Genomic DNA, 18,803 nt, shown 5'->3' with positions numbered 1-18,803 from the left:
CTCCCCCCTTGTGGGGGAGATGTCCGGCAGGACAGAGGGGGGCGCGAAGGAACTCGGCTTTGCGCGATTGACGTCCATTTCTTGACCGCGAGCACCCCCCAATGACCGCCGCCGATCATATCATCGTTGGGAGCGGCATCAACGCCCTGGTCTGCGCGGCGATGCTTGGCGCCAAGGGCGCCAAGGTGCTGGTGCTCGAGCGCAACGACCGCATCGGCGGCTGCATGCGCACCGAGGAGATCACCGCGCCGGGCTTCGTCCATGACGTGATGGCGACGACCTTCGTGCTGTTCATCACCTCGCCGGCCTTTGCCGCGCTCGGCAAGGACCTTGCGCGGCATGGGCTGGAGTTCTGCCACACGGCCACGCCCACCGGCGTGCTCACGCCCGACGGCAGCCATGCCGTGCTCACCACCGACCGCGCCGCCAACATTGCGGCGCTCAACCGGATCGCCGCCGGCGACGGCGACAGTCATGGCACCGATGTCGGCGACATCGAACGTAATGCTGGGCTGCTGTTCGGCCTGCTCGGCGGCGCGCTCTGGTCCTATCCGACAACCAAGCTGCTGGCCGGCGAGGCCTGGCGGCGCGGCCCGCGCAACCTCGCCGCCTTCATGGGCGAGGCGCTGGTGCCCGCGCGCGGCTGGCTGGAAACGAGCTACACCTCCGACATTGTCCGCGCGCTCTGGGCGCCCTGGGTGCTGCATGCCGGGCTTGGGCCGGAAGACGCCTTCTCCGGCCAGATCGCCAAGGTCATCGCCTTCGCGCTGGAAGCCGCCGGCGCGCCGATCGTCAAGGGCGGCGCGAAAAACCTGCTCGCCGCCTTCGAGGCGCTGATCAAGGAACGCGGCGGCGAGATCCGCGTCAACGCCGATGTTACCTCGATCGTGCAGAGCGGTGGCCGCGCCACCGGTGTGCGGCTAGCTTCCGGCGAGACGTTGAGCGCTGCGAAGAGCGTCATCTGCTCGGTCACGCCGACTCAGCTCTACGGCCGCCTGCTCGGTAGGGATGCGCCTGAGGCGGCAACCAAGGCCACGCAGGCCTATCGCTACGGCAAGGGCAATTTCCAGATCCACTATGCGCTCAACAAGCCGCCGGCCTGGCGCGGCGAGGGCCTCGACAAGGTGGCGCTGCTGCATCTGACGCCAGGGCTCGACGGCGTCTCGAAAGCCTGCAACGAGGCGGTGCGCGGCCTGCTGCCGGAGGTGCCGACCATCTGTGTCGGCCAGCCGCATGCGCTCGATCCGTCGCGCTGTCCGGAAGGCAAGGCGATCCTCTGGCTGCAACTGCCCGAGGCGCCGCGCCACATCAAGGGCGATGCCGCCGGCAAGCTGGACGCGCCAGCCGACGGGCGCTGGACCGAAGCGCTGCGCGAGGCCTATGCCGACCGCATCGAGGCGATCCTCGTCAGCCACATCGACGGTTTCCGCGACACGGTGATTGCCCGTCGTGCCTATTCGCCGGCCGATCTTGAGGCGATGAACATCAACCTGGTCGGCGGCGATCCCTATGGCGGGTCGTCGACCATCGACCAGTCCTTCCTGTGGCGGCCGTTCAAGGCGAGCCGCAACCACGAGACCGGCATCAAGGGCCTCTACCATATCGGCGCCTCGACCCATCCGGGCGCCGGCCTCGGCGGCGGCTCCGGCTTCCTTCTGGCGGGGAGGCTGTGATGGAACAGAACGCCCGCAGAGGCGCCAGGGCATCTCGACCCTCGGCCAGATCGGCCTGCAGCAATTCGCGCCCTATCTGATGAACCGCATCATGGGCCGCTACAACGCCACTTTGCGCGAGGATTTCCGTAAGCAGGGTCTTACCATTCCGCAGGTGCGGACGCTCGCCGTGCTCTCGGTCACCGACGGTGTCACCGTCAACGACCTCTCGGTTTACACGGTGATCGAGCAGTCGACCTTGAGCCGCACGCTCGACACGCTGGAGGGCCAGGGCCTTGTGCGGCGCGAGCAGGGCGTCACCGACAGCCGCATCCGCCATGTGTTCCTGACCGACGACGGACGCGCGCTCTTCACCCGCGCCTGGCCGGCCATGCACGACGCGTTCGAGGCGATGTTCGAGGATGTCGACGATGCCGAATATGCCGCGCTGATCGCGATCCTGCAGAAGATGCTGAAAAACATCCGCAAGCACGACATCTGAATTGACATACGCGCCGCGTGATTGCGGCAACGGAAGGAGGCGGAGATGGCCGAACGGTCTTTTGCCAAGGAAGTCGAAAAGCTGAGGTTAGGGGCCGGCGAGGAATTCGCCGGCGAGGGCATCCTCGCCATCACCAAGGCTCTGCTGCAATGCGGCGTCGGCTATGTCGGCGGCTACCAGGGCGCGCCGATCAGCCATCTGATGGATGTGCTGGCCGATGCGCAGGACATTCTGGGCGAGCTCGGCGTGCATTTCGAGGCGAGCGCTTCGGAAGCGACTGCCACCGCCATGCTGGCCGCGTCCGTGCACTACCCGATCCGCGGTGCCGCCACCTTCAAGTCGACGGTCGGCACCAATGTCGCGTCCGACGCGCTCGCCAATCTCGCGTCCGGCGGCGTCACCGGCGGCGCGCTGATCATCGTCGGCGAAGATTATGGCGAGGGCTCCTCCATCATGCAGGAGCGCAGCCATGCCTTCGCCATGAAGAGCCAGGTGTGGCTGCTCGATCCGCGCCCGAACCTGCCCTCGATCGTCAAGGCGGTCGAGGACGGCTTCGAACTGTCCGAGGCGTCGAACACGCCCGTGATGCTGCAGGTGCGCATCCGCTGCTGCCACGTCCATGGCCACTTCACCGCCAAGGACAACAAGCGTCCGCCAATGTCGGTCGCCGATGCGCTGTCGGCACCGCGCCGCGACACCGGCCGCATCGTTTTGCCGCCCGCCTCCTTCCTGCATGAGAAGGAGAAGGTCGCCAAGCGCTGGCCGGCCGCGATCGATTTCATCAAGAGCCGCAAGATCAACGAGATGTTCGGGCCGGACCACGGCTCGGTCGGCATCGTCATGCAGGGCGGCATGTACAATTCCGTCATCCGCGCGCTGCAGCGGCTTGGCCTTGCCGACACCTATGGCGACACCGACGTGCCGCTTTACGTGCTCAACGCCGTCTATCCGCTGGTCGACGACGAGTTCCTGGCCTTCTGTGAAGGCAAGCAGGCGGTGCTGGTCGTCGAGGAAGGCCAGCCCAATTACATCGAGCAGGCCTTTGCCGCGATGCTGCACAAGGCCGGGCGCGGCACCAGGCTGGTCGGCAAGGAGCATTTGCCGATGGCCGGCGAATACACTGGACAGGTCATGCTCGACGGCATCGGCTCCTTCCTGCGCGCCAACGCCCCGCATCTCTTGCCGGGCGAGGTGCGCGCGCCGAACAAGCTGGGCGAGGGCGTCGACACCGCCGATCTCATCAACGTCGTTCCCGGCCGGCCTCCGGGCTTCTGCGTCGGCTGCCCGGAGCGGCCGATCTTCGCCGCGACCAAGCTGGTCGAGCAGGAGCTCGGCAAGCACCACATCGCCTCCGACATCGGCTGCCACCTGTTCTCGATCATGCCGCCCTTCGAGCTCGGCGCCACCACCATGGGCTACGGGCTGGGGCCGGCCTCGGCCTCCGCCTTCAACTCGCCGGAAGCGAAACGCCGCTCGATCTCCTTCGTCGGCGACGGCGGGTTTTGGCACAACGGCCTCACCTCCTCGATCGGCAACGCCGTCTTCAACCGGAATGACGGCGTCATCGTCATCGTCGACAATTTCTACTCGGCCGCCACCGGAGGGCAGGACATACTGTCGTCGCGCGCCAACAACCGCACCAAGTCGACGAAGCATCCGATCGATGAAGCGGTGAAGGGCATGGGGGTCAAATGGCTGCGCCACATCGACCGCACCTATGATGTCGGCAAGATGCGCGCCGCGCTGCGCGAGGCGCTGACCACCGAGGAGAAGGGGCCGAAGGTCATCGTCGCCTCGTCCGAATGCATGCTCAACCGCCAGCGCCGCGAGAAGCCGCTGGTCGACAAGGCGATCAAGGGCGGCGAGCGCGTGGTCAAGCCCAAATTCGGGGTCGATGAGGACATCTGCACCGGCGACCATGCCTGCATGCGCCTCTCCGGCTGTCCCTCGCTGTCGGTCAAGTCGCTCGACGACCCGTTGCGCGACGATCCGGTGGCCTCGATCGACCAGAACTGCGTCGGCTGCGGCAATTGTGGCGAGGTGGCGGATGCGGCGGTGCTCTGCCCGTCCTTCTACCGCGCCGATGTGGTGCACAATCCCGGCCGCTGGGACTGTTTCCTCGAAAGCGCGCGCCGCGCCGTGATCGGGCTGTTGCAGCGCCGCCGCGAGAGCCGCCGTTTGATGTTCGCCGATGCTTGACCCCAGCGCAGCGCTGCGCCCGAAGACGGGCGCTTCTGGCGACGAGCGGGTGATAAAGCTCGCCGTGCTCGCCGTCGGCGGCCAGGGCGGCGGCGTGCTGGCCGACTGGATCACCGATGTCGCCGAGCGCAACGGCTACATCGCGCAATCGACCTCCGTGGCCGGCGTCGCCCAGCGCACCGGCGCGACGATCTATTACATCGAGATGGCCCGCGACACCGGCCGGCTGCCGGTCTTCGCGCTGTCGCCATCGCAGGGCGACGTCGACATATTGATCGCCGCCGAGCTGATGGAGGCCGGCCGCGCCATCATCCGCGGCTTCGTCACGCCCGAGCGCACGACGCTGATCACCTCCTCGCATCGCATCGCCGCCGTCTCGGAAAAGATCGAGCCGGGCGACGGCCGCGCCTCGTTGGAAAAGGTGCACGCAACGGCTCAAGCCGCGGCAAAGCGCTTCATCGCCTTCGACATGGAAAAGATCGCCGCCGACAACGGCACGATGATCTCGGCCAGCCTGCTCGGCGCGCTGGCTGGGTCCGACGCGTTGCCCTTCACCCGCGAAAGCTATGAGCAGGCGATCGGCGCCGGCGGCCGTGGTGTGAAAGCCAGCCTTGCCGCCTTCGGCGCCGCATGTGATCGCGCGCGCGGCATCGCGGCCGCGCCAACAAGCGAGAAGGCGGCGAAGCCTGCCGCCGAACCCAAATCGACAGCGAAGGTCAGCGGACCGGAAACCCTGCTGAAGGGCTGGCAGCAGCTTGCCGCCCGCGTCGCGGCGCTGCCGCAGCCGCTGCGCGACATGGCCGAGCGCGGCCTGAAGAAGGTCGTCGACTACCAGGACATCGCCTATGGCGGCGAATATCTCGATCGGCTGGACAAGGCGTTCGCGCTGGACGATGCGGAGCGCGGCTATGCGCTGTCCATCGCCGCGGCGAAGCATCTCGCCAACGCAATGTGCTATGACGACATAATCCGCGTCGCCGATCTCAAGACCCGTTCGACCCGCGACAAGCGCGTGCGCAAGGAGGCCGGGGTCAAGGAAGGTTCGGTCCTGCAGGTCACCGAATATTTCCATCCGCGCATCGAGGAATTCTGCGGCACTATGCCGGCAGGCCTCGGCAGCTATATCGAGAGCCGGCCGAAGCTAGCCGCCTTCCTCGACCGTCGCATCAATCGCGGCCGCCACATCCGCACCGACAGCTTTACCGGCTTCGCCATGCTGTGGTTCATCGGCGGCCTGCGCCGCTGGCGCCGCCGCCTGCTGCGCCACAAGGTCGAAGGCGAGCATCTCGAGCGCTGGTACGAATTGGCGCTCAGCCATGCGCGGCAGGACTACGCTTTGGCCACCGAAATCCTGAACTGCCGCCGGTTGATCAAGGGCTACAGCGACACCCATGCCCGCGCCCAGTCGAAAATCGACCGCGTGCTCTCGGCCCTGCCCCTGCTCGAGGGTCGCGAAGACGCCGCCGACTGGATCCGCCGGCTGCGCGAGGCGGCGCTGAAGGACGAAAAGGGCGACATGCTGGACGGCGCGCTGAAGACGGTGGCGACGCTGGGCGGATAGCCGCGCTCCGCGGTGTTTCAGTTGACACCTTGGACGATGCCGGATGCGCGAAGCACCGGCAATGGGGCCTCTTCATGGAGCCCGGCTCGCGCCGAGTCGATTATTCGCTCGCTTCCCGTCCCGAAATCTGCTCGACGAGGATCCGGAAAAAAACGTGCGGAATGGTGTCCGATGTGGGAGGCGTGACGGGCCTGAGCGCGCCTGGCTCCCACCAATCGGTGTGCTTGCTCAAGACCGACCAGGCATGGTCGCGCTCAACCTTATGGCCGACTCGGTCGGGCAGTTCCTCATAGCGGCCGTCGACAACAACGCTTCTCCATCCGCGTCCTTGCGTATGTTCCTGTACCTGGGCGCACACCAGGGGATTGGCCCGCATCCAGTCGATCTTTTTACCCTCCAAGGAGAATGCATAGAGATGGCTGTCGGCGTAGGCATAGTTGAAGCATACGACGTAAGGTTGCCCATCCTTCACGCATGCCAGATGGCCGATGCGGTTTGCCGCCAGCAATTTCGTGCATTCCAAAGTGGAGAGCGCGCGGATCATCATCGCTGTGAACTCCTGGTCTCAACCGGCCTTCGGCCGGTCTCCGCCGATCGGCCTCTATCACCTGGAGCCTAGAGCGGAGGACCTCGTGGCTCCTTGATATGGATCAATTTGATGCCGGCCGCGACAATCCCATTTCAACGGCGCAACCGGAGGCGACGCGTGCCGAACCGTCGCGGGGCGGTGCCGTCGAAGGGGCTAACGAAGATGTGATCCACACCGCTCCGACGGAATTCGGCCTACACTCCGTTTCACGGACGTAGGGACGAATTACGGAGACAACGCATGTTCGCAAAATACTTTCTGTCCATCGCCCTGGCCGCCGGCACATTGACGGTTTCCGCCGTTGGCTCCGAGGCCATGCCGCTTGTCAAGCCAAGCGCATCTCCGCTGCCAGTCGAGACCGTCGGCTGGCGCTGCGGCCCCGGCTGGCACGTGAACCGCTGGGGCGGATGCGTGCCGAACGGCCGGGTCCGCCCGATGCATGTGCGCCACTGGCACCCCGGCTTCTGGTATCACGGCCGCTGGCATCACGGTTTTTGGAGCTGATGATCGCACCCGGATCGCCGTCGACGCCCGCGCCGGAAACGGCGCGGGCGTTTTGGCTAAGGTCCCCACGCACAGGTTCGAAACCTCCGCGCCAGCGTTCGTGATTGGCCGCGGCCCCTCAGCCTCGTCATCAACGGGCGGGGCAAGGAGCGAAGCGACGCAGCGCAGACCCGAGGATCCATTCCGTTACGTTGAGGCGCCGCAGCGGTTCAAAATTCTGCTCCGCCGCGCCCTTCGATCAAGGTAACGGAATGGATCCTCGGGTCTCCGCGTCCGCTTCGCTCCCGCTCCGCCCGTGGATGACGAACTGACAGGCGCCGAAGCCATCTCTGACCGGCAAACCCAGGCTCACGCCACCAGATCCCGCATCGGCTTCACCGTCGCCGACTCCGGAAACACCTTGTCGCCAAGCACTGCCGCCGAAAGCCCGAACTGATCCGCCAGCAGCCCCTTCAGCACCGCGCGCACATCGCTGGTCGGCGCAAGGTCGCGGCCTTCATAGAGCTGCGCCGGCTTCAGTCCCGGCCAGTCGGCAATGACGCGGCCGCCCTTGATCGCGCCGCCGGCGAGCAGCACCACCGTGCCGGTGCCGTGGTCGGTGCCGACGGTGCCGTTGATGCGCGCCGTGCGGCCGAACTCGGTGATGGCGACGACCGCCGTGTCCTGCCAGCGTTCGCCGAGCCCCTTCTCGAATTCCTCGAAGGCGCCGTCGAGGCCGCCGAGCAGGTTGGCGAGCCGCCCCGTCGCGCCGCCTTCGTTGACATGCGTGTCCCAGCCGTCGAAGGCTAATGCGGCGATGCGCGGCCCGTCATCGGCCGCCATCAGCCTGGCAGCGCCCTGCGCCGACTGGCGCATGCCGGCGGCATTGTCGAGGCCGCCCTTCGGCTTCATCGTCTTGCCATCGAGCTGGTCGCCCATCGCCATGCGGTCGGCGTCGAGACCTTTCTGCAGGGCAGCAGCCAGCGCCGGGTCGCGATGGTTGTAGAGGTCGAGCACGCGTTCGGCCAAGGCGTCGCCGGGCGTGGGCAGCGCCTGTGGCGCCCAGCCGAGCACGGGTGCTGCGCCGCGGATCACCAGCGGCGTCGACGGCCCGACCGCGAGTCCGCCGGCCTTCGCGATCCTGTCACCGGCCGGCAGATTGGCCAAAGCCCGGTTGAGCCAGCCGGTGGTGGCATTGCCGGGGCTTGGCAGGCCGCTTTCCAGCACGTCCTGGCCGTCGAAATGCGAGCGGTCGCGATAGCCGGTCGCCGCAGCATGCACCACCGCCGCCTGGCCCGCCTTGAACAGCCGCGCAAACACCGGCATTGCCGGGTTGACGGCGAAGAAACCGTCGAGTGGCAATGCCGGGTTGGCGCCTGAGAGCGAAAGCGCGATGTCGCCATGCAGGCCGGCATAGTCCGGGTCGCCGACCGGCCCGACCGTCGACAGCCCGTCCAGCGCGCCGCGCAGCACAATGACGATCAGGCGCGGGTCGCGCTTGTCGGCGGCGCGGGCGAAGCGCGGTAGATAGGCCCAGGCGAACAGCGCCCCGCCGGTCATCAGCATCGCGCGCCGGGACAGGGTTGGGGTTTCGCAAAGAAGGCTCATGGCCGCATCTCCATTGCTGTCAGCGACGTTGGAGCTCAGGCGCCATCAACAGCAGCGCCAGGCCCTGCTGCTTGGACTCGGCGCGCGAAATCGCGACCCGCGTCTCGTCCGACACGGACGCGCCGATCAGCGACGACAGCATCTCGTCGGGATCGCCGATGTCGTTCGCCTGCTCCGCGGCCTGCCAGGCGATGTCGAGACGCGTCTTCAGCCCCTCCGCCGAAGCCCAGGCGTCGGTGCTGTCGGCAAAGCCGTTCGGTCCTGGCGGCTGCCACAGCGGCTCGCCGAGCGCGCTCAGCCAGCGCAGCGACCGCTGCGGTTCGTTGCCGGCGGTCGCGCCGACCGCCCGTCGCAGCGCGACGACATAATCCAACGGCGAGCGCAGCTTCGTGAGCGGCGTCGACCAGGCTTCGGGCATGTCGACCAGCATCAAGGCGATCGAGCGCAGGTCGCCGTCGGTCTTGGTGAAGACCGAGGCCAGGCGGGCGACCGCCCCCGCCGGCGGATCGTCGGCGATGAAATGGCGCGCAAGCTTGGTGGCGATGTGCCGCGCGGTGGCCGGATGGCGGGCAATGTCGTTGAGCGCGGCCTCCGCCTGGCCCATGCCGCTGTCGGGATAGGTCTTGCCAAGCAGCGCCGCCTTGCCCGGCTGATGCGCATTGGCGTTGAAGACGAAGCTTCCCGGTTCTCCCAGCCGCCCCTCGCGGCCCGCCATGGTCCAGCCGGTCAGCATGGCGGCGAAACTGGTGACGTCGGCCTGAGCATAGCCGCTGCCGACGCCGAGCGTATGCAGTTCCAGGATCTCGCGGGCGAGGTTCTCGTTGAGGCCGCGGCCACGCCTTTTGCCGGCGCGCGAATCAGGCCCGATCGACTGTTGGTTGTCGAGATAGAACAGCATCGCCGGATGATGCTCGACAGCCAAAAGCATATCGGCGAAACCGCCGAGCACGAAGGGGCGGATCGCCTCGCGTTCGAAGGCGCCGGCGCAGGCGCGCACGACCGGCGCCTTGGCGACCGACACGCAGAAATGGTTCGACCAGAAGCCGACCAGCCGCTCCACGAAGCCCGGCGTCGCGGCGAGCGCCTTGTCGAGCCGGGCTTGTGCGTCGTCGCGATAGATATCGGCCTCGACACGCGGCAAAGCGGGCTTGGCTTTTGCCACGGCCGGGCCGGCTGGATCATCCGCTGGCATCGGCTGCATGGCGGCGGCCACCTTCTCATCCCGCGCCGCCTTACGCTCCATGGCCGCCGCCATGCTGGCCTGGATCGCCGCGGTGCTGTCCAGCAGCCCGGCATTCCTCGGGTCGTCGGGGGAAATCAGCGCGATGTCCTGCTGCTTGAGCTCGGTCTTGAGATAGCCGCGCGGATCGGCGGCGATCTTGGCGAAATCGTCGCCTGGTCTTGCGCCGAGGCCGAAGCGGTGGAGCGCGGCCAGTGCCGGATCGGGCGGCGTTGCATTTGATGCGGGTAAGGCCAATCCAGCCTCCATCTCTCCGGCCGGCGCTCGCCGCGTCGGCGGCCTGTCCTCGTCGTCGGATGGCTTCACGACGCCGGCCGCAGCAGTGGCATCGCGAGGCGGCTCTTACCAGCGGCGCCAGTGGTGCCAGCGTTGGTACGGATGCCAGGCCGGGCCGATATAGACGCGCGGCCCGACCCAGTAATAATAGCCGGGGTAGATCACGCGCCGATTGAGGACGCAGCGGCCCCAATAATTGGGATGCCAGCCCGGACCGCAACCCCAGGCGACATGCTCGATCCTTGCCGGCGCGGCGGGCGCAACCGGTGCGATCGGCATGGCCGAAGCCGCGCTTGCCGCGGCCGTGCCGCCGATGGCGAGCGCGGCCGCGAGCGAATATTTCGTCAGACTGTTCATGGGATACTCCCGAAGTTCCGAGGTTGAAGAGAACCTGCCGCCGCCGAAGGCGGTCACAGGCCTGTCTCTCTCTCCCTTGAACGGAGCGCGCCCGCTTTTTCCGTCGCCGCCTATGGCGATTTTTTTGCGGGCGGCGGCTGCCGACCCGCACGCCGAAGCAAGGCGTCGGCCAGCAACTGGCGGTCTTCCGGCGAGCCCGATGCGGCGAATTCGACGATGCGCTGCTCCAGCCGCGCCCGCACGGTGACGTCGGCGTTGCGCGCGCGCTCGAGCGCCGCCGCAAGCGCATTGCTGTCGAGGGTAGGCTGCTGCAGGAGGTTCGCCGCTTCGCGCCTTGCGGCCTGTCCATCAAGGATCACGTCGCGGGATTCTCGGCGCACCTCGCGCAGCGCCTGGCGGAAAATCTTGCGGTCGGCGGCGGGCAGCCGGCCGCCTGCCGATTCCAGCGAAAAGCCCGGATTGGATTTGCCGATCAGCCAGCCCGCCCCGCCGGCCACCGCGCCGATCAGAAAGACGTTGAGCACCAGGGATGCCGCGGCAAGACGGGGGTTCATAGGTCCTCCTCCGCCTGGTCGGCATCGGGCCCGGCGTCGCCGAACGACGTCGCGTTGGCGTCCATCACATAATGGTCGGACTGGATATCCGGGCTGACGACGGTCACCAGCGCCAGCCCTGCCACGGCGCCAGCGAACCCGACGCCGGCGAGCCCGAAGCCCACCCACCAGAACCGCCGGCGCCGCTCCTGCCTGACCTCGGTCGTTGCCCGGGCGACGATGGCGCGATGCAGCGCCGGGCTGGGCGCCTCGACCCGATGCCGGTCGAGCATGACGTCGAGCCTGCCGGCGCGCGCCAGGATGGCGCGGCCTTGCTCGGTCTCGGCAAACAGTGTCGCGGCGGCCTGATCGGCCCGCGGCCAGCGGTGCAACGCGCCGCCATAGGCGTCAGCCAACGCGGCGAAACGCCCGGCATCCATCGGCCCTTCTCTAGTCCTCTCAGCCATATCGTTCCCCCTTCCACCGTTTTGACGTGGCCCCCCACGCCCTCATCCGCGAAGCCGGCAACTCCCTTGCTGTATCAGTCATCGCCATCATCTCCGATAAGCATCGCCTGCAGGGCGCGGCGACCCCGCGCGAGCAGGCTCTCCAGCGCATCGACGCTGACCTGCATGGCGCCGGCGGCCTCGATGTTGGACAGCTCCTGATAATAGACCAGCACGATCGCCTCGCGCTGGCGTGGCGCGAGGCGCTGCAGCGCCTGGTTGACCCTGCGCTCTTCGTCGCCCGGCATGGCATCGGGAAGCGGTGCGTCATCGGCCACCTCCGGCAACTCGTCGGTCGTCCATTCGCGCCGGCGCCGCAGCCGGTCGTAGCAGAGGTTGAGCGCGACGCGATGGATCCAGGTGTCGAATCGCGCGTGTCCCTGGCGCCAGCCGGAGCATGGCGCCAGATGCGCACGAAAGTCTCCTGCGCGACGTCCTCGGCCTCCGCAGGATCGCCGAGCATCCGCGCGGCCAGAGCCAGGATGCGCGGTAGCTTGCGCGCCACCATCGCCTGCATTGCGGCGGGGTCGCCGGCGCCGATGCGGCGTACCAGTTCCTCGTCCGGATCGGCGCCCATCAACAGGGGCGCTCGCATGTGTCATTGCACGGCATAACCTCTTGGTCATTGCTCCTGCTTGGGAGCGGATTTGTGGCCTGGCCGCTCGTCGGCGCTGAGCACCCCGTCGCCATTCTTGTCCAGCTTGGCGAAGCGCTTGGCGAGGAAGGCGTCGAGTTCGCCCTTGTCGACGAAGCCGTCCTTGTTGGCGTCCATGCGCGCGAAGGATTTGGCCGGATCGCCCTTGGCCTTGCGTTCGGTCTGGAAAGCGGTCCGTTCGGCGAGGCTGACCTTGCCGTCATTGTCGGTGTCGGCCCGCATGAACGCCTTTTCCCGGCGCGCTTCGAACTTTTCCAGCGTGAGGCCGGACTTGGTTTGGTCAGGTTTGGCGGAAGCCGCAGTGTCCGGCGTCGTCTGGGCGGGGGCAGGCGTCGTCGTCTGGGCGACCGCGACAGCGGTCTGCAGGCCAAGGGCAACGGCGAATAGGCGGATCATGCTCTCGTCACCGGTTTGAGCGGCCATTGGCGGCCACGCTTCAGCCGTTGAACGCGGCGAGGAGCAAAATCCGTCGGTCTATTTCGACTGGACAGCAAATCTATCCGATCCGGTTGCGCCGGACCGGAATGCGCCCGTACGGAAGCGGCGACTATCTCTGGTTGTCGACCACCACCAGCTGGTCCGGCTTGAAGCCGGCATGCTGCGGCGTCCAGACGTCGCCTTCGCGGTTGAACCAGTGGCACAGATACGTGCCGGAGGCCGCGCCATCGCTGACGGTCATTTCCGGCCCTCCGGATTTCAGCCTGACGACGTCTCCGGTCTTGAAACTATTGGGCATTTCGACCTCCCATGCTGACCGGCCGAGTTTCCCACCAACAGCTACTCCCGACAATGGCCGACATGCGCCGACGACGTGGTACAGGGTTGGGAAGGTGTCGATGCCGCTTGCTTGGCGCGCCGGGCAGCGCTCCATATGTGGCCGGATCGTGTCGGGGCTTCGCAGGCGAAGCGAGCGACTTGATCGCTCCGTGTCTTCAATCGCTGTCGCGCTGAGAGGCCGGCGGCTGCACCGACTGGCTGTCTTGTCCGGCCGGGCGGACGGTCATGGACCTCTCATCGGGCCACAATGCCTGTGCCTTCATAACCGCTGCCAGGAGGTTCTCTGCTTCAACGCTTCCGATCTCGGTTAGAAGCGGGCTGTTGCCGCCTGCTGCGAAATCGACGTGATAGACAGTCCAACTCCTCATTGCATTTCCGGCAATTTGCGTCTCGGCGCGGGCACGCGGATGGAAGCCCGGCTCGCTTTTGTGGTTAGGATTTTGAGGTCCGCGAGCCGGGCATGCGCCAACCGATGGGCGGGGGGCTTGGGGTTATCAGCCGGCGCGATGGCGACACTGTCTGATTTGCCCGCTGGTCCACAATCGACCGAGGTCCATCCTGGCGGACGCATTGGTCCGAAAGGACAAAAGATATAGCCCCTTATTCCGTTGGGGCAGATTGCCTGTGCCGGTGATTTGTCAGCCCGGGCTTGGCAAAATCTGTCGGCGCCATCAGATACCTGTCTCAGGCCGCCGGCATTGGGCGCGGATCGAGTCGGGTCAAAAGGCGACCAAGACGCCGCTCTGGAGAGCCGGCAACCCGCGCTGGATCGCGTTTCTCCTGGATGGAGGCGAACCTCTTCCTGCGCAGGCAGCGTTTGCGGCTGAAGCAACTCGGAAAACAATGCGGATCGCCGCAGGCCAAGGTCCAGCAGCATCAGCGACCAAATCAAGGTTCGAAAGATCGGGTCGTCGCTACTCGGTCATTTCGAATCGCTCCATCTCGGGGATATGGCCTGACCCCGGCGATCGAACCGGCGCATTCGGAGAGGCTTGTGCGGAAGAGCGAAAAACACTAAGCCAGCCCGCGTGGGGCCTGTAGCTCAATGGTTAGAGCCGGCGGCTCATAACCGCTTGGTTGGGGGTTCGAGTCCCTCCGGGCCCACCAACTATTCCATTTCAAATGCCTACGCTTATTCCTCGGGAATTTAGCGAGCGCTGTTGATGTCACCTGTGAGAAGTAGCGGGACGGGGCATTCTCTTGGATGTCCATTCGGCCCCTCAGACGCGTGCCGAAGCCTGGTAACTCCAGTCTCCTCGGTCCGGTCCGAATAACCTCCTGAAGCCCACGCCTAGACCACCGTCTCTCCTCCATCGATAACCAGAATCTGGCCCGTCATGTACGAGGACCGGTCGGACACAAGAAACAGCACCGCCTCCGCGATTTCCTCGACGCTTGCCCAACGACCAAGCGGCACTTTTTCGCGGATGTAGGCTTCGATGGCTTCCCGGCCTCCCATCTGGGCGATGAAAGGAGCATTGAAGGGCGTGTCCACCCAACCCGGGCAAAGCGCGTTGACGCGAATGCCGAAGCGGCCATAGTCGCCGGCCATCTGCCTGGTCATCGCGATCACCGCGTGCTTGGTCGTCGTATAGGCGATCATCTCGCGGTCGTAGAGCACGCCGGAGCTCGACGACGTGTTGAGGATGACGCCGCGGCCTGCCTTCTTCATGAATGGCATGACGATGCGGGCACCGAGGAAGTGAGCCCGCACATTGAGCGTCCAGGACGTGTCGAAGCCTTTGACGCTCACACCGAGCACGTCACCCTCTACCTGCACGCCGGCATGATTGTGCAGGATGTCGATCCTGCCTTGTGTGTCGATGAAATTGCGGAAACAGGCTTCAAGCGCCTGATCGTCGGTCAGGTCGAACACAAGCGCTTTCGCTCGGCCACCAGCAGCAACAATCTGGTCGACGGTCGCGTTCGCGCCGTCAGCGCTGCGGTCCGCCACGCCGACCACCGCACCCTCGCGCGCGATGATCAGCGCTGCCGCCCTGCCGATGCCCGATCCTGCCCCGGTGACGATCGCGGTCCTGTCCTTCAGGATCATCTTTCAGCCCCTTTCTCCCTGGCCCGTAATCCTGCATCATCCGGCGAACGAGCCTCGCCGGCTTGGGTGCGCGCCGATCAACCTCGGGGGAAAAAACAGGTATGTACGACTTCGGCCCCTTCAAGTTCGAGTCGAAGCAGGATTTTTTCGACAAGGCAATCCGTTTCTGGAATCCCGACAAGACCAGGTTCTGGCAGAAGGCCGGGATCGATCTGGTTATCGGCAGGCGGGAGGGCTACTTCCTCTACGACATGTCGGGCCGCCGCCTGATCGACCTGCACCTGAACGGCGGCACCTACAATCTCGGTCACCGCAATCCGGAGCTGGTCGAGACGCTGAAGAGCGCGCTCGATTATTTCGACATCGGCAATCACTGGTTCCCCTCCGTGGCGCGCACGGCGCTGGCCGAATCCCTCGTCGATGTCTCGCCGGGAATGAAATATGCGGTCTTCGCGCCGGGCGGCGCGGAGGCGGTGGACATCGCCATCAAGAGTGCCCGCTATGCCACCAAGCGGCGCAAGATCGTGTCGATCATCAAGGGGTACCACGGGCATTCGGGGCTCGCGGTGGCGACCGGCGACGATCGCTTCACCAAGATCTTTCTTTCCGACCAGCCGGAGATGTTCATCCAGATCCCCTTCAACGATATCGACGCCATGGAACAGGCGCTCGAGGGTGAAGACGTCGCGGCGCTGATCATGGAGACGATCCCCGCCACTTACGGCTTCCCGATGCCGAAGGACGGCTATCTCAGCGCCTGCAAGGCCCTGTGCGAAAAGCATGGCGCGATGTACATCGCCGACGAGGTCCAGACCGGCCTGATGCGGACCGGCAGCATGTGGGGCTGGCAGGCCTATGGCGTCCAGCCGGACATCATGGTGACGGCAAAGGGCCTGTCTGGCGGGCTCTATCCGATCAGCGCGGCACTGGTGAACGACAAGGCCGGCGGCTGGCTCAACGAGGACGGGGCGGCCCACATCTCGACCACCGGCGGGGCCGAGCTCGGCTGTGTCGTTGGCCATAAGGTCATCGAGATGCTGCAGCGGCCTGAGCTGGTGGCCAATGTCGGCACCGTGACCGAGTTCATGGCGCATGCCATGGGCGAGATGCTGGCTCGGCACGGCGACATCTTCACCGGCGTGCGCCAAAAAGGCGTGATCCTCGGCCTGGAATTCAGCAATCACCCGGAGGGCGCCGTCTTCGTGTCGCGTGCACTCTACGAGCAGGGCGTCTGGGCGATCTTCTCCTCGCTGGATAAGCGGGTGCTGCAGTGGAAGCCCGGCGTGCTTCTGGATCACGAAACCTGCCGGGACATCATGGATCGTTTCGATGCGGCAATGCCGCGCGCCCGGGAGCTGCTGCATCAGGCAGGCAAGGCGAATTGACATGGTCCAAACCTGGTTGAAACTGCCAGGCGTCCAGCGCGGCTGGCGATTGGACTTGCTGAGATCGCAGGGTTCCGGCAGGGGACAAGGTGCAAAGATAGGCAGGACGGACAGTGACGGATTTCGACGCGCTCACCCATGACCAGCAACTCGGCATCCTGCAGGAGACGGCGGAGGCGGCCATCGCCAACTACGATCTGCCGGCGGACGTCTCCGTTACGATGATCAACCTGTCGGAGAACGCAACCTATAAGGTTGCGGCTCCCGACGGCCGGCGCTGGGCGCTCCGCATCCATCGCGACGGCTACCATTCAAGGACGGCCATCCAGTCCGAACTGGCCTGGCTGACCGACTTGCGCCAGACCGGGATCGTGCCCACCCCCGTGCCGGTGGCGGGCAAGGATGGCGAGCACATCCAGCGTGCCGGCCATGCCAGGCTGGCGCAACCGCGCAATGTCGTGCTGTCGCAATGGGAGACCGGTTCGGAGCCGGGCATAGGCGAAGCGCTCGCCGAACCTTTCGAGGTGCTTGGCGAGGTGACGGCTCGCATGCACATCCACGCCCGGCAATGGAAGCGCCCATCCTGGTTCACTCGCCACGTGTGGGATTTCGAGACAAGTCTCGGCGAGGAAAAGCCCCATTGGGGTCGCTGGCGTGACGGCATGGGCGTCGACGCCGCGAAAGCCAAACTTTTTGGCCGCACTGCGGAGCTGATCGGCCGCAGGCTCGCCGCCTTCGGCAAGGGTCAATGACCGCTTTGGCCTCATCCATTGCGACCTGCGGCTCGCCAATCTTCTGATCGACGGCAAGACGGTCAAGGTCATCGACTTCGACGACTGCGGCTTCGGCTGGTTTATGTACGACGCCGCTACACCCATCTCTTTCTACGAGCATGAGCCGCAGGCAACCGATCTCATCCAGTCGTGGACGACCGGCTATCGCCGCGTGCTTGACCTGCCCAGGCGGACGAGGACGAAAATGCCGACCTTCGTGATGCTGCGCCGCCTGTTGCTGGTTGCTGGATCGGCTCGCACGCTGAAACGGACCTCGCAAAGTCGATGGGCCTTCCCTACACCGAGGGAACCGTCGGGCTGTGCGAGGCCTATCTGAGCAAGTTTTCCTGACAGCAATCGCAGGAAAGGCGTGAAACGGTTTTCCCGGGAAAAGCGCGTAGCGCTTTCCCTGGGGAATTGCGTCAGGCAAGAGATAGAGCGGTCGTCACGAGCCGCTCTATGCCAGGGCCTCCAAGCTCTCCGGCAGAATCTGGCCGCCGTCGACGATGATCGTCTGTCCCGTCACGTATCCCGCTTCCTTCGACGCGAAGTAGAGTGCGGCGTAACCGATGTCCTCCACGGTTCCGAGCCGCTTGAGCGGGATCGAGGCGGCCATCGTCTTCTGGTAATCCTCGCCCAGGCGGCTAGGCCTCGTGATGATGTTGCCCGGCATAACGGCGTTGACGGTGATGCCGTATCTGGCCAGCTCGATGCAGGCCGTTCGCATGAAACCGAGCTGCCCCGCCTTGGTGGCGCCGTAGTGCGACCAACCGGGGAAGCCGGTGACCGGGCCGGTGATCGACGAGGTCAGCACGATGCGGCCCTGGTCGGATCTCTTGAGGTAGGGAACGACTGCCTTGACCGCGTGGAAGGTACCCTTGAGGTTGGTGTCGACAACCTCGTCCCATTGTTTTGAAGTCATGTCCTCGAGCCGGGCCTGCGGGAAAATTCCGGCATTGGCGCACAACACGTCGATGCGCCCGTTTTCTCCGGCCACTATCCCAAAAGCGCTCTCGATGCTGGCGAGCGAGGTGACATCGCCAACCACGCCAAAGGCGCCGTGGCCGATCTCGGCGGCAGCGGCTTCGGCCTGGTCGAGATGGCGCGCAATGATGGCGACCTTGGCGCCAGACAGCGCGAACACCCGCGATATGCCCTTGCCGATGCCTTTCGATCCGCCGGTAACAACGACGGACCGGCCCTTCAAAGACTGGGTCATGATCTGAAGCTCCAAAATGAGACGGGACAGAGTGATACCCCGTCCCCGTTGTCGCAAGGATTTCTGGGCGGTAGCGCTTTAGCCTTCGTTCACCATGTGACCGATGTTGGCGTACGCCTTGGGGTTGGTGGACTTCAGCACGAAACCCCAGATCAGGCCGACGATAAGGATCGCAAGCCCGACATAGGGGATGCTCCTGGCGAAGCCATTGGTGCCGCGAGCGTCGCGAGATTGGCCACCAGCGTGTAGACGAGGACCAGCTGGACCACGAGCGAGATCAACGGCGCGATGACCGTCGCCAGCAGGCTGCCGCCGCCGTTCTTCTTGAACCACATGTAGATCGCCAGCGAGACGACGGCTGCAGCACCAGCAGCAGTCCGGTGCCGAGCACCGCAAACAGCGTGTAGACGCCCAGCCAGGCCTGTCCCGACGGAT

General features: G+C 65.7%; 19 protein-coding genes, 1 tRNA gene and 1 pseudogene. 9 read left to right on the top strand and 12 right to left on the bottom strand.

What is annotated here, in order from left to right; translation table 11 throughout:
- Window positions 1-101: 101 nt before the first annotated feature.
- From EJ069_RS20900 to EJ069_RS20885, 4 genes are all read left to right on the top strand, one after another.
- On the top strand, window positions 102-1,673 hold the full coding sequence (locus EJ069_RS20900; protein WP_126062910.1) for an NAD(P)/FAD-dependent oxidoreductase: 1,572 nt from the start codon (window positions 102-104) through the stop codon (window positions 1,671-1,673).
- Between the two features lie 79 nt (window positions 1,674-1,752).
- Window positions 1,753-2,154 (top strand): MarR family transcriptional regulator, encoded by a 402-nt coding sequence (locus tag EJ069_RS20895; protein ID WP_245456224.1) that lies wholly within the window; start codon window positions 1,753-1,755, stop codon window positions 2,152-2,154.
- 45 nt (window positions 2,155-2,199) lie between these two features.
- Complete coding sequence (locus EJ069_RS20890; protein ID WP_126062909.1) at window positions 2,200-4,353, top strand: indolepyruvate ferredoxin oxidoreductase subunit alpha; 2,154 nt, start codon at window positions 2,200-2,202, stop codon at window positions 4,351-4,353.
- Window positions 4,346-5,914 carry an indolepyruvate oxidoreductase subunit beta family protein gene (locus EJ069_RS20885; protein WP_126062908.1) on the top strand — a complete coding sequence of 523 codons (1,569 nt, stop codon included), beginning with the start codon at window positions 4,346-4,348 and terminating at the stop codon, window positions 5,912-5,914. The genes EJ069_RS20890 and EJ069_RS20885 overlap by 8 nt, the downstream gene beginning before the upstream one ends.
- A 100-nt stretch (window positions 5,915-6,014) precedes the next feature.
- Here EJ069_RS20885 and EJ069_RS20880 read toward each other — a convergent pair whose 3' ends face one another.
- Window positions 6,015-6,461, bottom strand: a complete 447-nt coding sequence (locus EJ069_RS20880; protein WP_126062907.1) for a pyridoxamine 5'-phosphate oxidase family protein — start codon at window positions 6,459-6,461, stop codon at window positions 6,015-6,017.
- Between the two features lie 282 nt (window positions 6,462-6,743).
- Here EJ069_RS20880 and EJ069_RS20875 point away from each other — a divergent pair, with 282 nt between their 5' ends.
- Complete coding sequence (locus tag EJ069_RS20875; RefSeq protein WP_126062906.1) at window positions 6,744-7,007, top strand: hypothetical protein; 264 nt, start codon at window positions 6,744-6,746, stop codon at window positions 7,005-7,007.
- Between the two features lie 348 nt (window positions 7,008-7,355).
- Here EJ069_RS20875 and EJ069_RS20870 read toward each other — a convergent pair whose 3' ends face one another.
- The 8 genes and pseudogenes from EJ069_RS20870 to EJ069_RS20835 form a co-directional block, all read right to left on the bottom strand.
- Complete coding sequence (locus EJ069_RS20870; RefSeq protein WP_126062905.1) at window positions 7,356-8,594, bottom strand: DUF1501 domain-containing protein; 1,239 nt, start codon at window positions 8,592-8,594, stop codon at window positions 7,356-7,358.
- 19 nt (window positions 8,595-8,613) lie between these two features.
- Window positions 8,614-10,083 (bottom strand): DUF1800 family protein, encoded by a 1,470-nt coding sequence (locus EJ069_RS20865; protein ID WP_126064828.1) that lies wholly within the window; start codon window positions 10,081-10,083, stop codon window positions 8,614-8,616.
- Window positions 10,084-10,176: 93 nt separating this feature from the next.
- Entirely contained in the window at window positions 10,177-10,467 is a 291-nt protein-coding gene (locus EJ069_RS20860; RefSeq protein WP_126062904.1) for a hypothetical protein, read from the bottom strand.
- A gap of 110 nt (window positions 10,468-10,577) precedes the next feature.
- Window positions 10,578-11,021: a periplasmic heavy metal sensor gene (locus EJ069_RS20855; protein ID WP_126062903.1), complete on the bottom strand. Its 444-nt coding sequence runs from the start codon at window positions 11,019-11,021 to the stop codon at window positions 10,578-10,580.
- Window positions 11,018-11,467 (bottom strand): hypothetical protein, encoded by a 450-nt coding sequence (locus tag EJ069_RS20850; RefSeq protein ID WP_126062902.1) that lies wholly within the window; start codon window positions 11,465-11,467, stop codon window positions 11,018-11,020. The genes EJ069_RS20855 and EJ069_RS20850 overlap by 4 nt, the downstream gene beginning before the upstream one ends.
- Before the next feature lie 74 nt (window positions 11,468-11,541).
- Window positions 11,542-12,083, bottom strand: a pseudogene (locus EJ069_RS20845) (RNA polymerase sigma factor).
- Between the two features lie 45 nt (window positions 12,084-12,128).
- Window positions 12,129-12,557, bottom strand: coding sequence for an acid-shock protein (locus tag EJ069_RS20840; RefSeq protein WP_126062901.1), 429 nt, complete (start codon window positions 12,555-12,557; stop codon window positions 12,129-12,131).
- Between the two features lie 151 nt (window positions 12,558-12,708).
- A complete protein-coding gene (locus EJ069_RS20835; RefSeq protein WP_126062900.1) occupies window positions 12,709-12,897 on the bottom strand; it encodes a DUF2158 domain-containing protein in 189 nt (62 codons plus the stop codon).
- Window positions 12,898-13,969: 1,072 nt separating this feature from the next.
- Here EJ069_RS20835 and EJ069_RS20830 point away from each other — a divergent pair.
- Window positions 13,970-14,045, top strand: a tRNA-Ile gene (locus EJ069_RS20830).
- Window positions 14,046-14,229: 184 nt separating this feature from the next.
- On the opposite strand, the gene EJ069_RS20825 is transcribed toward EJ069_RS20830, so the two are convergent.
- The gene (locus tag EJ069_RS20825; protein ID WP_126062899.1) at window positions 14,230-14,991 is read right to left on the bottom strand and encodes an SDR family oxidoreductase; all 762 of its coding nucleotides are present in this window, start codon (window positions 14,989-14,991) and stop codon (window positions 14,230-14,232) included.
- 101 nt (window positions 14,992-15,092) lie between these two features.
- On the opposite strand from EJ069_RS20825, the gene EJ069_RS20820 reads away from it, so the two are divergent.
- From EJ069_RS20820 to EJ069_RS33785, 3 genes are all read left to right on the top strand, one after another.
- Window positions 15,093-16,376, top strand: a complete 1,284-nt coding sequence (locus EJ069_RS20820; protein WP_126062898.1) for an aspartate aminotransferase family protein — start codon at window positions 15,093-15,095, stop codon at window positions 16,374-16,376.
- Between the two features lie 113 nt (window positions 16,377-16,489).
- On the top strand, window positions 16,490-17,128 hold the full coding sequence (locus tag EJ069_RS33790) for a phosphotransferase (protein ID WP_281059990.1): 639 nt from the start codon (window positions 16,490-16,492) through the stop codon (window positions 17,126-17,128).
- A gap of 13 nt (window positions 17,129-17,141) precedes the next feature.
- Complete coding sequence (locus tag EJ069_RS33785; RefSeq protein WP_348639374.1) at window positions 17,142-17,486, top strand: phosphotransferase; 345 nt, start codon at window positions 17,142-17,144, stop codon at window positions 17,484-17,486.
- Window positions 17,487-17,606: 120 nt separating this feature from the next.
- On the opposite strand, the gene fabG is transcribed toward EJ069_RS33785, so the two are convergent.
- Both fabG and EJ069_RS33355 read right to left on the bottom strand, forming a co-directional pair.
- Complete coding sequence (gene fabG / locus EJ069_RS20810; RefSeq protein WP_126062897.1) at window positions 17,607-18,368, bottom strand: 3-oxoacyl-ACP reductase FabG; 762 nt, start codon at window positions 18,366-18,368, stop codon at window positions 17,607-17,609.
- A gap of 152 nt (window positions 18,369-18,520) precedes the next feature.
- Entirely contained in the window at window positions 18,521-18,703 is a 183-nt protein-coding gene (locus EJ069_RS33355) for a hypothetical protein (protein WP_245456222.1), read from the bottom strand.
- Window positions 18,704-18,803 lie beyond the last annotated feature (100 nt).

The sequence above is a fragment of the Mesorhizobium sp. M2A.F.Ca.ET.043.05.1.1 genome (assembly GCF_003952445.1).
GTDB lineage: Bacteria > Pseudomonadota > Alphaproteobacteria > Rhizobiales > Rhizobiaceae > Mesorhizobium.
The sequence above is the reverse complement of the archived record's forward strand: the minus strand, read 5'-3'. Positions and strand labels throughout refer to the sequence as shown.